The organism is Alteromonas lipotrueae (assembly GCF_019249215.1).
GTDB classification, from domain to species: Bacteria; Pseudomonadota; Gammaproteobacteria; order Enterobacterales; family Alteromonadaceae; genus Alteromonas; species Alteromonas lipotrueae.
Genome location: NZ_JAESDI010000006.1, coordinates 312,728 through 331,477, shown reverse-complemented (window position 1 = coordinate 331,477; position 18,750 = coordinate 312,728). Strand labels below are relative to the sequence as shown.

General features: G+C 42.5%; 19 protein-coding genes. 17 read left to right on the top strand and 2 right to left on the bottom strand.

Annotated elements, in window-relative coordinates; genetic code table 11:
• From JKP82_RS20710 to JKP82_RS09190, 14 genes are all read left to right on the top strand, one after another.
• Positions 1 to 325: hypothetical protein (locus tag JKP82_RS20710; protein WP_220099893.1), on the top strand; the 325-nt coding region annotated here is incomplete at its 5' end.
• Positions 326 to 386: 61 nt separating this feature from the next.
• Positions 387 to 584, top strand: coding sequence for a PLDc N-terminal domain-containing protein (locus tag JKP82_RS21105; RefSeq protein ID WP_013783719.1), 198 nt, complete (start codon positions 387 to 389; stop codon positions 582 to 584).
• Between the two features lie 85 nt (positions 585 to 669).
• A complete protein-coding gene (locus tag JKP82_RS09245; RefSeq protein WP_013783718.1) occupies positions 670 to 1,395 on the top strand; it encodes a hypothetical protein in 726 nt (241 codons plus the stop codon).
• Between the two features lie 425 nt (positions 1,396 to 1,820).
• Positions 1,821 to 2,510 (top strand): VIT1/CCC1 transporter family protein, encoded by a 690-nt coding sequence (locus JKP82_RS09240; protein WP_218396753.1) that lies wholly within the window; start codon positions 1,821 to 1,823, stop codon positions 2,508 to 2,510.
• A gap of 218 nt (positions 2,511 to 2,728) precedes the next feature.
• Entirely contained in the window at positions 2,729 to 3,007 is a 279-nt protein-coding gene (locus tag JKP82_RS09235; protein ID WP_013783715.1) for a hypothetical protein, read from the top strand.
• 33 nt (positions 3,008 to 3,040) lie between these two features.
• Positions 3,041 to 3,325 carry a hypothetical protein gene (locus JKP82_RS09230; RefSeq protein ID WP_013783714.1) on the top strand — a complete coding sequence of 95 codons (285 nt, stop codon included), beginning with the start codon at positions 3,041 to 3,043 and terminating at the stop codon, positions 3,323 to 3,325.
• A gap of 24 nt (positions 3,326 to 3,349) precedes the next feature.
• A complete protein-coding gene (locus JKP82_RS09225; protein ID WP_013783713.1) occupies positions 3,350 to 3,856 on the top strand; it encodes a GNAT family N-acetyltransferase in 507 nt (168 codons plus the stop codon).
• A 115-nt stretch (positions 3,857 to 3,971) separates the two neighbouring features.
• The gene (locus JKP82_RS09220; protein ID WP_126874069.1) at positions 3,972 to 4,211 is read left to right on the top strand and encodes a hypothetical protein; all 240 of its coding nucleotides are present in this window, start codon (positions 3,972 to 3,974) and stop codon (positions 4,209 to 4,211) included.
• Between the two features lie 56 nt (positions 4,212 to 4,267).
• Positions 4,268 to 5,116 carry an acyl-CoA thioester hydrolase/BAAT C-terminal domain-containing protein gene (locus tag JKP82_RS09215; RefSeq protein ID WP_218396751.1) on the top strand — a complete coding sequence of 283 codons (849 nt, stop codon included), beginning with the start codon at positions 4,268 to 4,270 and terminating at the stop codon, positions 5,114 to 5,116.
• An 86-nt stretch (positions 5,117 to 5,202) separates the two neighbouring features.
• On the top strand, positions 5,203 to 5,934 hold the full coding sequence (locus JKP82_RS09210; protein WP_218396749.1) for an SDR family oxidoreductase: 732 nt from the start codon (positions 5,203 to 5,205) through the stop codon (positions 5,932 to 5,934).
• Between the two features lie 323 nt (positions 5,935 to 6,257).
• Positions 6,258 to 6,722 (top strand): metal-independent carbonic anhydrase family protein, encoded by a 465-nt coding sequence (locus JKP82_RS09205; protein WP_159531509.1) that lies wholly within the window; start codon positions 6,258 to 6,260, stop codon positions 6,720 to 6,722.
• 544 nt (positions 6,723 to 7,266) lie between these two features.
• Positions 7,267 to 8,076, top strand: a complete 810-nt coding sequence (locus tag JKP82_RS09200; RefSeq protein ID WP_159531511.1) for an SAM-dependent methyltransferase — start codon at positions 7,267 to 7,269, stop codon at positions 8,074 to 8,076.
• Between the two features lie 40 nt (positions 8,077 to 8,116).
• Complete coding sequence (locus JKP82_RS09195; RefSeq protein WP_159531513.1) at positions 8,117 to 8,326, top strand: hypothetical protein; 210 nt, start codon at positions 8,117 to 8,119, stop codon at positions 8,324 to 8,326.
• 29 nt (positions 8,327 to 8,355) lie between these two features.
• Positions 8,356 to 11,145, top strand: a complete 2,790-nt coding sequence (locus tag JKP82_RS09190) for a tetratricopeptide repeat-containing hybrid sensor histidine kinase/response regulator (protein ID WP_218396747.1) — start codon at positions 8,356 to 8,358, stop codon at positions 11,143 to 11,145.
• A 194-nt stretch (positions 11,146 to 11,339) separates the two neighbouring features.
• Here JKP82_RS09190 and JKP82_RS09185 read toward each other — a convergent pair whose 3' ends face one another.
• Positions 11,340 to 13,715: a zinc-dependent metalloprotease gene (locus tag JKP82_RS09185; protein WP_220099903.1), complete on the bottom strand. Its 2,376-nt coding sequence runs from the start codon at positions 13,713 to 13,715 to the stop codon at positions 11,340 to 11,342.
• Positions 13,716 to 14,147: 432 nt separating this feature from the next.
• On the opposite strand from JKP82_RS09185, the gene JKP82_RS09180 reads away from it, so the two are divergent.
• The 3 genes from JKP82_RS09180 to JKP82_RS09170 all read left to right on the top strand — a co-directional run bounded on the left by JKP82_RS09180 (position 14,148) and on the right by JKP82_RS09170 (position 17,171).
• Positions 14,148 to 15,356 carry an aminotransferase class I/II-fold pyridoxal phosphate-dependent enzyme gene (locus tag JKP82_RS09180; RefSeq protein WP_218396745.1) on the top strand — a complete coding sequence of 403 codons (1,209 nt, stop codon included), beginning with the start codon at positions 14,148 to 14,150 and terminating at the stop codon, positions 15,354 to 15,356.
• Positions 15,357 to 15,565: 209 nt separating this feature from the next.
• Entirely contained in the window at positions 15,566 to 16,741 is a 1,176-nt protein-coding gene (locus JKP82_RS09175; protein ID WP_218396743.1) for a saccharopine dehydrogenase family protein, read from the top strand.
• A gap of 166 nt (positions 16,742 to 16,907) precedes the next feature.
• Positions 16,908 to 17,171 carry a DUF7218 family protein gene (locus JKP82_RS09170; RefSeq protein WP_159531521.1) on the top strand — a complete coding sequence of 88 codons (264 nt, stop codon included), beginning with the start codon at positions 16,908 to 16,910 and terminating at the stop codon, positions 17,169 to 17,171.
• A gap of 156 nt (positions 17,172 to 17,327) precedes the next feature.
• Here the strand turns inward: JKP82_RS09170 and JKP82_RS09165 are convergent, their stop codons facing one another.
• Positions 17,328 to 18,512 (bottom strand): pyridoxal phosphate-dependent aminotransferase, encoded by a 1,185-nt coding sequence (locus tag JKP82_RS09165; RefSeq protein WP_218396741.1) that lies wholly within the window; start codon positions 18,510 to 18,512, stop codon positions 17,328 to 17,330.
• Positions 18,513 to 18,750: the final 238 nt, after the last annotated feature.

Sequence of the window (18,750 nt, the reverse complement as noted above, 5' to 3'; positions counted from 1 at the left end):
AGCCAAAGTCTGGGCCTCACTTTACCCATCTTTGAAAAGGAAATATGGTGTATTTAGGGAAGAATTATCCATACAAACGCTTAAGCCACTCCCTTCACTCGCTGGGACGCTATATTTACAGGGAATTTTTGTGAATAAAATACATAGTTATTATCTAATTGGGTTCATACTCTTTTCTGCAATTTTAAATGAATTCTTAGGAAGTGAAAGTATCGGGGTAAAACTACTTTGTTCAGTTTTATTAATTACAACTTTTGTTTTTGCATCTCTATTTCATAGCTTGAAAGTCAGAGTTGCTAGAGATAAAAAGACTAGCATCAAGTAATGTACACATAACAAATTTATCAAGCATCATTACGGCCAAAAAACAAGGAGTCATTTTTAATATGAGTATTTGGCAAATTATCATTTTTATTGTGCTTTTCAGTCTAACGCTTTTACCAGTATTAGTTGCCTTAACATCTAAGAAAGCTAAGGGGGTACACAAACTAGTTTGGTGCCTCGTTTCATTATTCTTTTCATGGTTAGGCTTTTTAGTTTATTACTTCTTTGCTGTCAGAGGTATGAGTGAGCGCAACGCATAGTATAACAACCCAATCAACACACTCACTTCGTTCACGCAGGGTGGCTTCGCCCGCTATTTAAAAGTATGGTCACTAAGGAAATTTCGTGCGAATTTTAATTGTTTTTTTATTATTTCCTTTGGCTGCTTTCGCAGATGAGTCGAGGCTTGTAGAGCAGTTTTTTGGCCAAGATGGACTAGATAATAAAAGAGAAGTGTATACCGGAGAGATGTTGGAGCATTATCTGGATAAGCCCACTTTAGGCGAGGACTTACCAAAAGGCATCAATGTTAGCCTTCGAGCACTTGAACAAAGCCCGCGAAGAGAAATTTACGCTGTATTACTAACGAAAGAAGGAATATCTCAAGATTGGTATATCTATTTGGTAAACGACCAAAACAAATGGAAAATTTCAGCCGTTAGAAATCTAGCATTACCAAGTATGTTCTTTATGTCCCTGCAGGCGATACAAAGCAAACCCAATAGAACAAAAGAAGAAGAGAATCACTATCAGAACATGCTTCTTACTTTGCAGTTGGATTCGGAGCTTAAAGAATACTTGCATAAAAATATTGGTAGCTTAAATGCGATAGCCTTTGAGGCTAAAACAAGTCAGAAAAAGGCTACTGAATCTGCTAAACATTTAAATCTAAATCTAGTAGGTTACGACTCAAGTAGTGGCATAGTTGACGTCAACGTAGGTGGGATTTTAGATAACTCGGTTGGCTACCTGTTTGTACCACCTGGCACTGAAGTGCCCCAAATGTCAGATGAGGATTATATCTATATTGAGCATGTCACAGGAAATTGGTACGTGTACAAGACAACGTAACCATAATAAAACCAGTATAGAATCTCTTAAAGCCTTTACCTCTGTGTCTAAAATTGACATTTCTCAACTTCAAGAGGAAATTATCGTGATAGACAAAACATCAAAAGAATGGAACAAAGAGCCATTATGGGTCAGGTTTTTGTTGTGGGGAGTAGCGATATAACAACTCAATAAACTCACTTCGTTCGCTAGAACGTCTATATCTGGCCCAAGTGTTTAGTTTCTTCATCAGCACTAAATTGTATGCGAGTATCCATGGTGAACTCTCTATTCGTGTGCACACAACTGTTAGCTCAGGCATTGAGTTAAAGCAACTAGCAAACGCCTAAGTCGCAATCCGCGGGGCGGGTCGAGAGTTCCCCCCTATAACGTAAACACCTGAACTAAATATAAGTTAACTGTAAAAGAAATTACCGAGCAACCTTATGACTCATACTGAAATACATCGTTCACAACGCGTAGGTTGGTTGCGCGCAGCAGTACTTGGTGCAAATGACGGAATTGTATCTACTGCAAGCCTTATCATCGGTGTTGCCGCTGCGAGTACTGCCCATGAAGACATTCTTCTCGCTGGTGCTGCAGGTTTAGTTGCTGGGGCTATGTCTATGGCTGCTGGTGAATACGTTTCAGTTAGTTCTCAATCAGATACAGAAAATGCCGATCTCGCCATAGAGCAAAAATCACTGGATCAAAATTTTGAATCTGAAAAAGAAGAGCTAGCAACAATATACGAAGGTAGAGGCCTTGAACCAACTCTGGCTAAACAAGTTGCTGAGCAGCTGATGGCTCACGATGCTCTTGGCGCTCATGCCAAAGATGATATCGGAATTTCACAAAGCGCTAATGCGCAGCCCATTCAAGCGGCTTTCTCGTCGGCGGGTGCTTTCACAGTAGGCGCTGCACTTCCTTTAGCGGTTGCCTGGTTAGTGCCACAAGAGCTACTTATACCTATCGTCGCAGCTTTATCTTTAATGTTCCTCGCCGCTCTAGGTGCGATCGCAGCACGCGCAGGCGGTGCATCAATGACTGTGGGGGCTATCAGAGTGACTTTTTGGGGTGCGCTTGCAATGGTATTGACAGCAGTTGTAGGTCGCATCTTTGGAGTGGTTGCATGACAATGGGTTTATCTACAATAGCAGCCTCTTTACAAGTTAAGCTTTCATGTAGGAATTGAATTGAAAGTATGAGTCAAGCGCAAGAATACGTTTCAGGGGTGGGGAAAATAGAACTGGGAACAGTGTGAGAAATGTCTTGTAACAATCTGCTGTACCCGCTAAACACGCCTTGGGTGTTATATTTCTAGTTAATTTGATCAGGGAGGTTATATTAATAGATGGACAATATTGATGCTGAATTAGCTTTACAGAAGATAACTAAAATTCAGAACTTAGAGAAAAAATTTTCTCGTGTCTACTACGTTCCTGGTTTTGCGTTTCTATTCGTTGTCATTTTTATTTTCATCAACAACGTATTTATCTCCCCTATTGATAATGGTTATTTAGCCATTTTATTGGCCTCCAATATCTTTGTAACGGGAAATGCTGCAATGAAAAGAACAGAGTACCTTAGACAAATAATCGCGCTGAAAGAAAGCGAGTGCATTGCACGTTAGCATTCTTGGCTAGTTAGCAGGTAAACAAGGCTAGTGGAACAATTGAAGTTTATTTTTATCGTTCTCATTTTCATATTTATGGGTGGCTGTACCACAGGTAAGCTTTACTACACAGACAACAGTGGCAAGCGCAATTTAGGCTGTGATGTAGCGTTTACTGGTTTGCCAAGTGTCGATAAATATGCTGTGGAGTATGCGCTTAGCTTGTGCGCGAAAAACTACGAGAATGCACCTCTTACCTCGGTTCATCGCACAGCAACCAGCAGACATGTGTTTCTTGGCGCCAAGCTTATCCCACGTATTATTACCCCAAAATGAAGTTAGCTGCTTAGAAGGAAATTTATGCTAATTACGCCCACAGTGCTCTACGAAGCCAGTTACAAAGAATACATCAAAGAGCTGGGAAACGAAGAACGGTACCCTTACCCGCTTGACTTAGACCATTCAAATTTTGCATCTTTTGTTAACCTATTGAATGGCTATTCCAAGGGCGTAAACTTGCCAGAAAACTTAGTTCCCAATACGACATTTTGGCTTATTGAAAACAGTGAAATTGTCGGTTGTTCCCATCTAAGGCATTGTTTGAATGATGCATTACGGTTTGCAGGAGGTCATATAGGGTTGGGAATAAGGCCTTCTAAGCGTGGGCAAGGCTATGGTATGAAACTCCTTAATCTAACGCTAGAAAAAGCCTTTGAAATTGGCGTCGATGAGGTACATATTCATTGCTACAAGAGTAATAAAGTTTCATCATCGCTTATAGCGTCATCGGGTGCTAAATTAGATTCTATAGTTGAAACTCAGGGTAAAAACGAACAGGTGCTTCGATTTGTTCATTCACGCTGCTAAACTAACAGTCAAAATATCTCGCTATCTCGGCTTGGACGCAAACACAGGTACCACTTCTTACTATAGGCGCCCCCCTTATTTGCCGCGTTATGCACTTATAAAATATGGAAATTAAATGAAAACCAAATTAACAGCCATTTTGATAGCGTCAGCTATTTCATCAGGATGCGCATCCACCTCTAACAAAACGGTGGGTGATTTTCTTGACGGTGCATCTTCTAGTGCAGAAAAAAGGGAACAAGAAGAATCGAACGCAATGCACGCTAAAAAGAATTCACCCGAAACCGATGCTATAGAAGACACTATGTCAGGTGTATTTACCGCCCTTTTTCGTGGCATATTTGGCTCAGAATAAAGCCATCAAAAACTAAACATATTTTAGCATTTGAGCGCTTAAAGGAAAAACAAAATATGAAATTTAAAAAGAGCCACTTTTTACTATTTTTAACCTCACTCTTGCCAGCACTTGCTTCAATTGCTGCCCCGCAAGCCCTTAGCGTGGAACAAGATGGTATTGTGGGTCACTATTATCAGCCACCCGCTAATTCCTACAAACAGCCTGTTATCGTACTTGGTGGTTCAGAGGGCGGCATTCCTACCAAGCTTGCTGAAGTCATCGCCAATAATGGTCACCCTACGTTAGCCATTGCTTATTTCAAAGCCGATATGCTTCCCAGAGAATTAGAAGAAATTCCCCTCTCCTATTTCGAAAAAGCGACAGCTTGGCTAAAACAAAAACACCCTGCACAAAAACATATCACGCTCATCGGATGGTCTAAAGGCGCCGAGTTGGCGTTGCTGCTTGCTTCTCGCGACAACGCATTCGATAGAGTAATCGCGATTGCACCAAGCTCAGTGGTGTGGGCAGGCATTCTAGATGATTGGCAAACGGTACCGGGCTCAAGCTGGAGTCACAACAAAAAGGGATTACCCTTTGTTGCCTTCAATCCAACCGGACCTGTTGAAGGATTGTTAGACCTATATACCCAATCTTTACAAAATAGAACGGATGGAGGAAGTGCGACAATCCCTGTTGAAAATATTCGCGGAAATGTTGTGCTTTATTCGGGGGGAATGGATGAAATATGGCCGTCCTCTTCTATGGCGGCTTCAATCTGCGAACGTATGATAGAAAATGAACGGTCTCGTTGTAAGCACATTGATTACCCAGAACTAGACCATCTGTTAGATTACAAGATGCTTAACGCCTCAGAAGACTTGTATAAACACTTTGTAAACAGCATCGACGGCAAACAATAAAGAATAATTCTCTAAATCGACCTAGGGTTGGTTCAATCCAATTCAAATACGCTACAGTGGCGAGCTAGACAAACAGGGACTGAAAGTTGAAAAAAGTTGCGATTATAACTGGGGCTAGTAGGGGTATTGGTGCCGCTACCGCTTTTACGCTATCTAAAAAGGGTTACCATGTTTGCATCAACTACCTGAAAAATGAAAAGCTTGCGAAAGCTTTATGCACTTCAATTAACACCAGAGGCGGCGTTGCAATTACTCATAAAGCGGATGTCTCAGAAGAGGCAGAAGTTCAAAGCATGTTTAACAAAGTTAACGCTGAGTTCGGCACCGTCACGCATCTAGTCAACAATGTGGGCGTACTATTTACCAAAACCCCATTTTCTGACATCAGTGCCGAGCGCTTCACAACAATACTGACTACAAATGTACTTAGCGCCTTTCTTTGCGCGAAAGCTTTTATGAAACAAATTCAAAGTGATGGCGCCATTGTGAACGTGTCTTCGGTTGCATCTCGTACAGGGGCCCCGTTTGAATACGTTGATTATGCTGCATCAAAAGGCGCTATGGATACGCTTACCACAGGTATGTCGTTAGAACTTGCTAGCCAAAATATTAGAGTCAATAGCGTGCGCCCTGGCTTTATTGCCACCGATATACATGCAGACGGAGGTGAACCCGATCGCGTAAATCGCCTAAGCTCACAAATTCCGATGGGACGCGGAGGCAATACACAGGAAGTGGCAGATGCTATCGCATGGTTATTATCAGATGAAGCATCTTACGTAACAGGTTCATTTATTGATATTGCGGGCGGTAGATAAGTTAGAATAATCACAGACTACATTTATGCAATTAATACGCAGTAAAAAATTCGAGTGAATTTCCACTTGATAGATAAAAGCTATCTCCAATTACTATTGCTAACTGTAGCCAATTATTTAAGCTATTAGCGTGATGATATCACATAACAAAAAGGGCGATTTGTATTACAGTATCTGTTTGTTAACGCATTTATGTGTTTCGTTTATAATTTTACAACGTGAAGAAACGTTGCTGGCGTTTTGCGCAAAAGACGAAACCATTTTAAAATTTGCTAACCAGCTTTAAAACTAACAAACGATATTTTAACGCAGAGGTATACATTATGTTTACTAAAGAGATGGTGCATTCGGCGCTACAAACGTGGTGCGATAATGTTGTAAAAGTTGGGAAAGTACATACCGAAGGTGGAGACGTTCAAGCGTTTTCTCTTCAAGTGCTCTCTGACAGCTATGATTATGATAATGGCCATGTTTTGTTTAAGCCTACTTTAACGTTTGGCCAGCACACGTTCCGCCCTACCAAAGAAGGCGCGCTTTCTTACTTTGTTGGCGGAAACAGCGATTACCCCAACGACAATGGTTTTAAACTTAAGCCTTGGGTTAAAGTGTGGTACAGCAAAGAAGATTTTATTTTAAACGGCGAACTGGCCATTGTGCAGTGCAACGTTCATTTTATTGGGGATGACGACAGTCACATATTTGTGAACAAAAGCTTTGTCTTTAAGCAGTGTGAAGATGGCAAGGTTCGTATTATTTTGCACCAATCTTCATTGCCATATCAGCCATAAGAGGCCTATTAAAGATTAACTCATCGCGCTGCATTTTATCATAAGGTAAATGCAACGCGGTATTCGCGCTAGCGATTACGCCTGTTATTTTCTAGCTCACTTTCAAGCATGCCTTCACGCTGATTGACCGGAAGCATTTGCTGGTCGAATTCACTATGAGTGATTGGTTTCGTTATAAGCCAGTGGTTCATTTTCGCAATTGAGTGAATTCGTTAAAACTGCTACACAAACTGGCTTCTGGGTTTTTGCACTAGGATCGTGACTAAACGTGCAGCCTGGCAGTGTAGACAGTGCGCCCAGTGTCGCTAAACATATAGCTGAACTTGTTATAGTCATACCGCCGTGTTTTAACATTTTAAACCCTATCTTATTTAGCAATTCTTTATTCAGAGCATAGTACTTTATAACTATTCACTTTAAAGCGCACTCCTTCTCTACTTCAAAACTATATCAGATATAAGCATAAAATGATTAACAATGGGTATATTTTCCATTATATTTCATTGAGGCTATACGTAGTTAATTCTCAATGGAAATGGACGAAATGAACATAGAATCAAAAGGATCTTTGGTAGTTGTAGGTACAGGAATTACTGTATCTGGCCAAATGACCTTAATTACGGAAAGCCTACTTAAAACAGCCGATATCATATTGAGCGTTGTCACGCAGTCGGCGCTAATCAATTTAAAAATGATAAACTCGAACGTGGTGTGTTTACGCCACCTTTACGAGCAAGGTAAATCTCGGGCAATCACCTACCAAAAAATGACGCAGCGCATCGTTGATGAGGTGAAGGCGGGAAAAAAAGTGGTCGCAGCATTTTATGGTCATCCAGGCGTATTTGTGAATCCCTCCCATGAAGCCATCAAACAGTTAAAAGAAGAAGGTTATAATGCCGAAATGTTACCGGGAATTTCTGCTGAGGACTGCTTAATTGCTGACTTAGGATTAGACCCCGCGCATTATGGATGCCAGTCATATGAGGCTACTCAGTTCCTGCTTAGGCAATACACTTTAGATCCTCATATGATGCAAATTATCTGGCAGATTGGCAGTATTGCTGATTTTACCCATAACAAACACCGAACATCGCACCCAGGCCTAATGCAGCTTAAAAACGAATTGTTAAAGTACTTTTCTCCTGAGCACAGCATTATCGTTTATGAAGCCTCTACCATCCCCATTGCCGCTCCTCGAATAGACTATCTTGAACTAAAAGATTTAGCGGCGGTAATACCAAAACCTATCACTACTTTGGTGATCCCTTCTAAAGGATTACCAGATTTTGATATGAAATCGATGGCAGAACTAGATTTAACCCCTGCCCTTTTTGAACAGAAGTTGTTTGGCTAAAAACCTAAGTGTCTAACCACATAAAATAAAGGAATAAAAAATGAATGATTTACTAGTAAAATTTTTGATCGCTATGGATAAAGATGAAAAATTAAAACAGCAGTATGTCAGCGATCCAAAAGGAACTGCTGAAGCTTTTGGTCTATCTGACGAAGATGTTCAAATATGCGCGAAAAACGATATTGATGCGATAAAAAGCCGATGTGAAGCTGAAGGTGCAGACAACCTAGAAATCAGTCACTCGAAATAGGTTGATACTGGCGAGATGGATATAATTTCATGAGATTGTTGTGGCTTTTGTGGGTAGTGCTTTTAGCACTCCCCAGCTTTTCAGTGTTTTCTCAAGACGCAACTGTCGATATTGATAAAGTACTACAAACCGCCGATAAGAATGTGTTCGTTAATCCCACCCTAGCCAAAAAACTTCTTAATCAAGCCGAACGGTATTTGGCTGACAAAAACCTACCCGCCTACCAAGCGCATTTACTTAACCTAAAAAGTCACTCGTACATTCTTGAGGGTAATTACAAGCTAGCCTATGAAATGGCAACCCAAGCAAAAAAGCTCGCCACAGAGGCCAATAACCAATTGCAACTTGCTGAAGCCTTAAGACGACAAGGGATAATAACCTATTTCTTTGATTTATATGGCGAGTCGTTAGAATTGCTCCTTAATAGCCTGAGTATTCATCAGTCGTTAGACACCAGCTACATACAAAACACGTTGCAAGCCATCGGAAATTTGTATTCTAAATCGAATCAATGGGCCGATAATTTAATAAATACAGGTGAACAACTGGTCGCAGAATCGATTAAACGCGGCAACACTTATTATGAAGAGCAAGGGTACGGGTTTATTGTGTCAGGCCTATTGGCCAAGGGAGAAGTAAAACAAGCGAAGTCGTTAATTGACCACGTAAATACTAACCCCTACAAATTCGCGCCTATCTTAAATTTCTATCTTGCAAAAACTTACCTGCAATTAGGCAACTACGAAGAAGCACTCTCTGTTACTGAAGAAATTATTAAGCACGCTGTGCTTGGAAAGCATCGCCAACGTGAGCTAGCGGGCCTTACACTGCAGTCAGAAGTCTTACTCAAACTCGAACGCATTGATGAAGCCAGCCAAACTGTTTTAAAGCTCCTATCTATTGCAGAAGATTTAGACATTACTGAATATCAGTATGAAGGCTTAAAGATGCAGGCCAATATTGCGCTTCTAAAGGACCAATATCGCGATGCCTATCAGTTTCTTTTCCAACATTCAGAATTGAAGCAGCAGGTTTTTGATACGCGTCAATCGGAGCAACTAGCGTTTAACAGAGCCCGATTAGAAACCGACCAAAAGATACGAAAAATTACTCAATTAGAACTTAGTCAGCAACTGTCAGAACAAAATAGTACGTTCCAAGTGTACATCATTGTCACTATTTGCTGTGTCGCTATTCTTTTATTTTTTATGTTTGTTATCACGCTCAAACAGAAGCGAGAATTGCGAGAGCTTGCGTTAAATCTACAAAAAGCCACCGACGCGAAGTCAGAATTTTTAGCCCGCATGAGCCACGAAATTAGAACGCCTGTGAACGCCATAGTGGGACTTACAAAGCTGACGCAAAAATCTGTTGTAAATGAAGAACAGAAAACCAACCTAACCCAAATTGAACAGTCGTCACAAACCCTGCTGGGGGTTATTAACGATGTGCTAGATTTTTCAAAAATTGAAGCGGGTAAACTTGATATCGAATCTCAGGCATTTGAACTTGACAAACTGGTCGAGCAAGTCATTCGGTTACACGGGTTAAATGCTAGAGAGAAGCGTATAGAATTATTACAGTACGTGGCAAGAGATGTTCCCTTGCAAGTGTCTGGTGATGCCCTGCGTATTGAACAAGTACTGAATAACCTACTAAGCAATGCTATTAAATTTACCGACGAAGGCATGATATTCGTATCAGTCAATAAAAAATACTCTGAGCACGGCGTGTTACTTGAGTTCTCAGTAAAAGATACAGGAATTGGCCTATCTACCAATCAGATAGAATCTTTGTTTGATGCCTTTACGCAAGCTGACGAATCGATTACCCGTAAGTATGGCGGAACTGGGTTAGGCTTATCAATTTGTAAGCACCTTGTCTCGTTGATGGGCGGGGAAATATGGGTAGAAAGTAAGCTTGGTCAAGGTGCTACTTTCTTCTTTACTGTGTTAGTTGAGCACCATGATCAGCTGCCACAACCCGGTTCATTGGGTAACTTAACGTTATCCGACTTAAAAGTGTTGGTGGTTGACGACGTTATGCTGTCTAGACAAGCAATAGCCGAAGCGTTACTACGCATCAATATAAACCCAGATTTGGCCACAGGGGGTAAAGAAGCGCTTATGCATCTGCGTACCGCTATGGCAAGTAATGCACCGTATGATTTAATCATTATTGATTGGAAAATGGCAGATATTGATGGCATCGAGTTGGCCTCAATTATCAATCAGGAATTCAGTCAAGGTAAGCCGAATATTGCGATGTTGTCAGCGTATGATATTGAGTCACTTAAAACCCTCGGGCGACCAGTGGGCGTAGAGTATTATCTGCAAAAACCTGTCAATAGCAGCTCGTTGCAGAATTGCTTACTGAGAATGTCTACACGGGGCAAACCTCAAATGGCAACGTTAGAAAGCGATGCCGAAGCGCCACCCGATTTTTCTGAAAAAAATATCCTGCTGGTTGAAGATGATGCGATAAATCGTAAAGTTGCCAAGCTGTTTTTAGCCGATACTAAGGCCAAGGTCAGTGTTGCAGAAAATGGCTTAATTGCTTTGCAAATGTTGCAGCAAGAAAGCAGATTCGATCTTGTCTTGATGGATATGCAAATGCCTGTGATGGACGGGTTAACTGCGGCTCAAAAAATTCGAGAAGAGTTAAAGCTAGATGTTCCGATTGTGGCGATGACAGCCCACGCTATGCAAACAGAGATAGAAAAAAGCTTTGCTGTTGGTATGAATGCACACATCGTAAAACCCGTTAAGCCTGAATATTTGTATCAGGTGTTAAATGAGCAGTTTATAGAAGAAGCTTAAGCCTAACATTCAGAAAAAGCTGGGCCCCAACAATAACCTTAAGTTTAAGAACACATACAGAAACAAAGCTAGGAACAAAAAAAGCGGTTAACCTGTTTAGGTTAACCGCTTTTTATTAATGTTTACGTGTTAGTTGTTGGGGGTTAGGCGTTAGCAAAAATACACGCCTAAATTTCAGCGCTTTTAAAATAAAGCTATATAGGTGAACCCGGTGGTAACGGCTTCACGTCGAACGCCCCAGACCAATGCCCTGATTTCCAGTATGTATCGAAGTACTTATGTAAAACTTCATCAGCATCCCTATCGCTGTCATCATCTAGCCATTCGTCAAACTCCAATAACGCACTGTGCATCGCCATTTTAGCTTCTGGTGCTAATGCTGGGTTTGTTACGGCTTTCATTATGGCGTTTAATGCAACTAACTGTAGACGGGTAGCAACCAAATCACCTTTACCGCTACGTTTGTGTTTTGCACGATACCAATGCACGTTTAATATCTGGCGCACTAGCCCTTCCACACCCACGAGTTCCTTTGTACGGCTACTTTGCCATGCTAAACGATTCAAACGTTCTGGGTGTAGTAATAGCGACAATGCAAAATCACTAGCAGAGGCAGCTGCAGATACTGGGTCGAGCATAAGCCCCATTTTTCCTTGAAAATGTTCGCGGGTAACATCATCACCGTACGCAGTAGGCGGAATGAGTGACAACACGCTTTCAGGAATAGCTAAATAAGGCACGGTAGTGGCAGTAATAAGCTGCTGCATGGCACGTTGCTGTACCTGTGGCGCTACGTCTTGCTGGCCTTGTGGCGTGGTGTAATCACCTTTACGCTCGTATTCGTAAATCAAACCTCCCACTTGTTTTGCCACCGCTTCTAGTTGAAAACGATGTAGCAAGTAAATAGGCACTAACGCATTTTCCAGAGAAGACAAGCTCGCATTGGGTTTCAGTGTATTCATTCCCAGTTGATCAAGCGCATGACGACGAACCGCAGAGATTTCATCAAAGGCATCTAGCGGATCGGCACCGTTTTCCCACATGTGACCGTTTGCCGAACTATGACGTGAACTTCTGGTATCAGAATCAGACTTAAACGCTAGACCTTTATTGCGGGTTTTTACAATTTGCTTAGCCAAGCCTTCGGTTTCTTCTGCGCTAGAACCAAACTCTTGATAGCCATAGACAATAGCGTGTTTGTCCCACGCGCCAATACCCTTATCGTAAGCCCCTTCAAGGCTTACTTTTCCACCTTTTAAAGTAATTCGAGGGTGTGGATAATCCATCACTGAAGCCATGTCGTTTTCACTGGCAGCAAAGTTGTGCGCTATACCTAGGGTATGGCCTACTTCATGAGCCGAAAGCTGCTTGATGCGATCTAACGCCATTGCTTCTTGTTCTGGTGAGCTAGCATTATCACCCGAAAATGGGCTTGTAAGCCCTAATGCGATTAAATAATCTTGGCGAACACGTAACGAACCTAATGTTACGTGACCTTTAATAATTTCGCCTGTACGAGGGTCGACCACCGATGAACCATAAGACCAACCTCGGGTAGCCCGATGTACCCAGTTAATCACGTTGTAACGGACATCCATGGGATCGGCATCTTGGGGCAATACTTTCACCTGAAAGGCATTTTTATAGCCTGCTGCTTCGAAAGCTTGGTTCCACCAGCTGGCCCCTTCTTTTAATGAAGACATCACCGGCTCTGGAATACCTGGGTCTAAATAATAAACAATAGGTTCAACCGCTTCGCTTATAGGCGCATGTGGCGATACCTTGGCTAGACGGTGGCGTGTAATAAAGCGCTGCTCCGTAGGCTCATTAATTGCCGTAGAATAATCGAAATAGCGGAACTTCCAATAACCTGAGTAGGGATGGTAAGCACGCGGTGTATAACCATCGTCAGGCAATGCAACAAATGAATGATGTAGGTGCACCGAAAGGTTTTCAGGATCTGGCGTGACATCAGATACATAGTTGCCAGGCTTGCTGCCAGCGAATGTGACTAAGGCTTCAAGCTCGGTGTTTTTCTCAAAACCCTTTGTGCGCGGTAAATACACCCCGCTGCGGTTTTTGTCTGCTTTAAAGCTGCCTTGTTTTTTAGCTGACAAGCGATTGCCAATGCCATGAATATCGCTGAATAAAAAAGGTGTGTAGTCGATTAAATTAGCACTATCGCTTTTTGCCACTATAACAAAGCCGGCTAATACCGAACTGGCAAAGGCTTCATTAATACTTTGCTTTTCAGCTGCGCTACCATGGTCCGCGCGGTACTTAGTATTTAACTGCTTCAACATCAGCTTATTGCCAAAGCGTTCGAAGGTAATTAAGCGAGTACGCCCTAACTGGCCTCTATCTAAACCAATATCGTTAGAGCCTACGCCGTAGGGTAAGCTGCTTTGAAATAAAAACTGCTGCTCATTGTTGGGTATCGATAAATACACTTTGTCAGTTTCATCATCGTAATATACGGGGATGAGGCCTTCTTTGGCGGACATCTCTTTGGTGAATTCACTAATGGTGGGTAACGTTGCCCACACAGGTGTCGCGAAAAAAGCGGACATGACAACAACCGTTAACCACCGAATAGCGCTAAATGAGAACCACTTCTCAACCTTTGCCTTTTTATCACTTTGTTTGTTTTCGACTAACACGACTGATTTCCTTTTAAATAACGCGAGCGCTGTATTTTACTTTTTATATCATCACAACTTATACCTCTTCTACCCTATCGTAAGTGTTTGATTATGCATATGGCTATTCATCGAAAAACACCGTGTATTGCGTGAATTTTTAATGGGTAAGGTTTTAGCTTAGTCGCTGATGATTAATGCTTGTGTGTATTGCTATTAAAAGTCGCAACTTGAACCACTATTGGTCATGGCTGCTGGCTAACGCTACCTGCTTTTGCCTATTAGATATGGCGACTTTGTTGGTAATTAGGTTTGCACAGTTGATATAGTACGGGGCATTGTTACCCTACGTTGTAAGAAAGCATGTTGAAGTACGCTACTCGAGCCACCACCCTATCCCCTTTTTTAGCCATGTCCTATGGTGAAAAAGCCACTGCGCTTAGCAATCTAGGACACGATGTTATTCGGTTAAATTTGGGTGAGCCCGACTTTGGAGCGCCCACGCCGGTTGTTGACGCTATGAAGCAATCGCTAGCTCAAGCTGATTACCCGTATACTTCAGCACTAGGCTTGCCTGAACTTCGTAGCGCCATTGCCCAGTTCTATAAAACACAGCACAATGTTGATATTCCAGCTTCGCGCATTGTGGTGACCGCTGGCGCATCTGCGGCTTTGTTATTAGTCAGCGCTGCGTTGGTTGAAAACGGCGATAAGGTGATACTTGGCGATCCTTCATACCCCTGTAATCGTCGATTTTTAAACACGTTTGGCGGCGAAGTTACGCTAGTGCCGACTTCTAGCGAGCAACAATTCCAGTTAACGCATGATGATGTAATGCGTCACTGGGATAGTAAAACCAAAGGCGTGCTCATTGCCAGCCCGGCTAACCCAACCGGCACCGCTATTGCGGAACGTGAATTGTATAGCATTGGTGAAACCTGTAAGCAAAACGATGGCTTTCTTATTGTTGATGAAATTTATCTCAACTTAGATTTACGTGAGGGTTCACCTTCTGCTAAAAAGCAACATGCCCCACTTAACACCGTTTTGGCGAATGAGCGCCTTCACAACAACACCATTGTGATAAATAGCTTTTCCAAATATTTCGGTATGACGGGATGGCGTTTAGGTTGGTGCGTAGTACCCGAGGGTATGACACACGTTATGGAGCGGTTAGCGCAAAACTTATTTATTTGCCCCTCTACCCTTGCCCAGCAAGCTGCGCTAGCGTGCTTTACACCAGAGTCACTTGCCCAATGCGAACAGAAAAAAGCACAATTACGCACACGTGCTACGTTTGTGCTGCAAGCCATTGCAGACATGGGCCTGAGTATTGACGCTACACCAGACGGCGCGTTTTACGCGTATATCAATATTGAACCTACGGGCCTTACCGCCATTGAATTCTGTGACCATTTATTAGAAAAAGAATATGTGGCCTTAACACCTGGCGATGACTTTGGTGAACATAATGCCACCCGTTATGTAAGGCTGTCGTTTGCAACAGAGATTGGCCGGTTAAAAGAAGGCTTAACCCGTATGAAACGATTTGTTGAAACCTATATTCGCTAACCGGTATCTCGTCGCTTTTATGTATTTTGTTTTATCTATTCTGCTTTATCGAGCACTGCGTATTTAATAACTGGTGGCGAATTGCATGTGCATTCACACCCAAATCAATACTCAATTATTACCTAAAAAAATAATTTAATGTGTATGGATTGCGTATATTGGTTGCACATAAGTTTTCCATGAAATATACAAAACAGGACACGTTATTTATGAGTGATCAACGGGAATTTGATGTAGTGATTTTTGGTGCCACAGGTTTTACCGGTAAATTAGTTGCTGAGTATTTCCAGAAGCAGTATGGCAGCGACAGTAGCGTAAAGTGGGCTATTGCCGGGCGCAACGAAGCCAAACTTGCGGATGTTAAGGCCGATTTGGGCATCAGCGACACTGTAATAAGCATTGTTGCAGATGGTGAAGACGACGCTGCATTGAATGCGCTGACTAAACGCACCTCAGTGGTACTAACCACGGTAGGGCCTTATCAAATTTACGGCGAAAAACTACTTTCTGCGTGTGTTGATACCGGCACGGGTTATACCGACTTGTGTGGTGAGCCTGCGTGGATGCACCAGATGATTAACAAGTATGAAGCCAAGGCAAAAGAAACGGGAGCCAATATTGTTTTCTCGTGCGGGTTTGACTCTGTACCTTTCGATTTGGGGGTTCACTTCTTACAAGAACACGCTAAAAAGCAAACCGGCGAAGCGATTGAATACGTAAAAGGCCGTGTAAGAAAAATGCAGGGTACGTTTTCTGGTGGTACAGCAGCCAGCTTAAAAGCCACGATGGTAGCAGCACATAAAGACAAATCGATTATGTCTGCACTGATTAATCCGTTCTCGCTTGCTGATGCTAGCCAAAGTCACCCACAGCCAGATGGCACCAAGCCCTACTACGACGAATCTTTAGGTTCGTGGGCTGCGCCATTTATTATGGCGGCTATCAATACCAAGAATGTACACCGTTCTAACTACTTGGCAAACTTCGCCTACGGCAAAACCTTTCAGTATGATGAGATGATGCTTACTGGCCCTGGCGAGAAAGGCGAAGCGATGGCGAACCATGTTTCCCAAGACAAATCATTAGGTGGCGAGGGTGGCCCTAAGCCTGGTGAAGGCCCAAGTAAAGAAGAGCGGGAAAATGGGTTTTACGATGTTATGTTTATCGGTGAAGCAACTAATGGCGATACCCTTGCGGTATCAGTAACCGGAGACAAAGACCCGGGTTATGGCTCAACCAGTAAAATGATTTCAGAATCTGCCCTTTGTCTTTGTAAAGATGTGTCACTTTCTGGCGGCTTCTTTACACCTGCATCTGCATTGGGTGATAAGTTGATTTCTCGCCTCACTGAAAAAGCAGGGCTTACGTTTACTATCGAGAAGTAAGCGGTTTTCAAATAGTACCCATTTAACAAACGCCGGCTGCTTATTGTTAAGCACCGGCGTTTTTCTATTTAATCTTTCCCCATTGCATTACCTACACTCCAATTAAACTAATAGCTCGTCTGCAAAGTATGCATATGAGAGCAAAAGTTTAATAAGGAGCACCGCCATGGCCAAGCAACACGCAGCACAGATTAAGAACGACGACACGTATGAAGCGCTTCGGGATAAAGGCTACAGCAAAGAAAAATCAGCCAGAATTGCCAACGCGCAAGCTAACGATGAGCAATCGCCCTCGAAAAAAGGCGGTGAAAGTAAAAAATATGAAGAACGTACCAAGAAAGAGCTTTACGACAACGCTAAAGAAGTAGGTATTTCAGGTCGCTCAACCATGAGTAAAAGTGAGCTTATTGATGCGCTACGTCATCATTGATACTGCATTGAGGGTGCTTTACTAGAGAAAGCGTATTTTTAATTCTAATGCGTACTAGTAAAGGTAGGGTTAAAAGCCGATGGTTTTGCTGTTGACGTACCCCATAGAGGTATCAACAAAACCACCAGCATTTAGTCTTTATATTGCGTTACAAACTTATGCTAAAACCGTTTTTAATGCTTTTACGCAAGCATCCGTTTCTTCAGGAATACCTACACTAATGCGCGACCATGTGTCGTAGCCAGGCCATGTTCGGCCAACTACTTTAATTCCTTGCGCCTTCATTAACTTTGCAAACTCGTCGTGCGGCATACCGGTATCCATATAGATAAAGTTGCCTTGCGGGTTTTTCGCATAAGCGTGGCCTAGTGACTCAGCAGCAGCTGTTAGCTTCTCACGCTCAACTTTCACTCGCGTACGCATGGTATTTAAATTTGCATGATCTTCCATGCTAGCCATGCCCGCAACTAATGCTAAGTAGTTCACCCCCCCCATACGCAACATGCCACCTAATTGCTTTGCTTGTTCAGCGGGCAGAATGGCATAACCTAAACGTTGGCCTGCCATAGCATGGATTTTAGAGAAAGTACGGCAGATAACCACATCATGCCCTTCAGCCACTAACTTTGATTGTACGTTAGCAGGATAGGCGTCTGACATTTCGATATACGCTTCATCGATAAATACCTGCGCTTTTTTAGATACCCGCTTTGCAAACGCGGTAAGCTTAGCGGCATCTACCACTGTGCCCGTCGGGTTATTGGGGTTACAAATATACACAGCAGTGGTGTCTTCAGTAACCGCAGCTTCAATTGCATCTAAATCGAAATTCATATCCACATCTAGCGGAACGTAAGTGACGTCAGCGCCCATGAATTCGGCCCCACGAGGCACACCCTCGTATGTAGCCATAGACGTTACCAATTTATTGCCGTTCTTCGTAATCCAATCGGCGTAGCCAAATAAGATGGGAGAAGAACCATTGGTAACAATAATTTGATCTTCAGATACCCCCTCTTGTGCAGCAATTTTACTTTTAAGCACATTAACGGTTGCATCTGAGTAGCGCGCTAAGTTGAATAATTCACCTTGCATGGCATCTACCGCTTTAGCTGAAGGGCCAAAGGCGTTTTCATTAGACGATAAACGTACAAGGCCGTCACTCACATTAGGAGTAGCAGTAGGAAAATGATCCGTTTTCATACCCGCTGCGCTAAGCTCTTTAACGCTAGAGTCTACACATGCTGTTAGCGCCACTGCGCCTGCACCTATTCCTACTGACTTTAACCAATTACGACGTGATGAATTAACTGAAGGATTATTTTTTATTTCTTGTTTCATTTGCCACTATGCCTAATAAGTACACCGAACTTTAGATTAATGGGTAACAAGCGGGCATGCAAGAGAGAATTTTTAGTAACCCACTGAATTCATTGCACTTATTTAGTGCGCGCAATGCTCAAAAATGTACATCACTTATTAACTGCTACATTGAGATTTTAATTCTTCTTTAAATCAGATTTCGGACAATCCACATACAATGCGGTGAAAACCTGATATTTTGCTATAGCGGAGCATA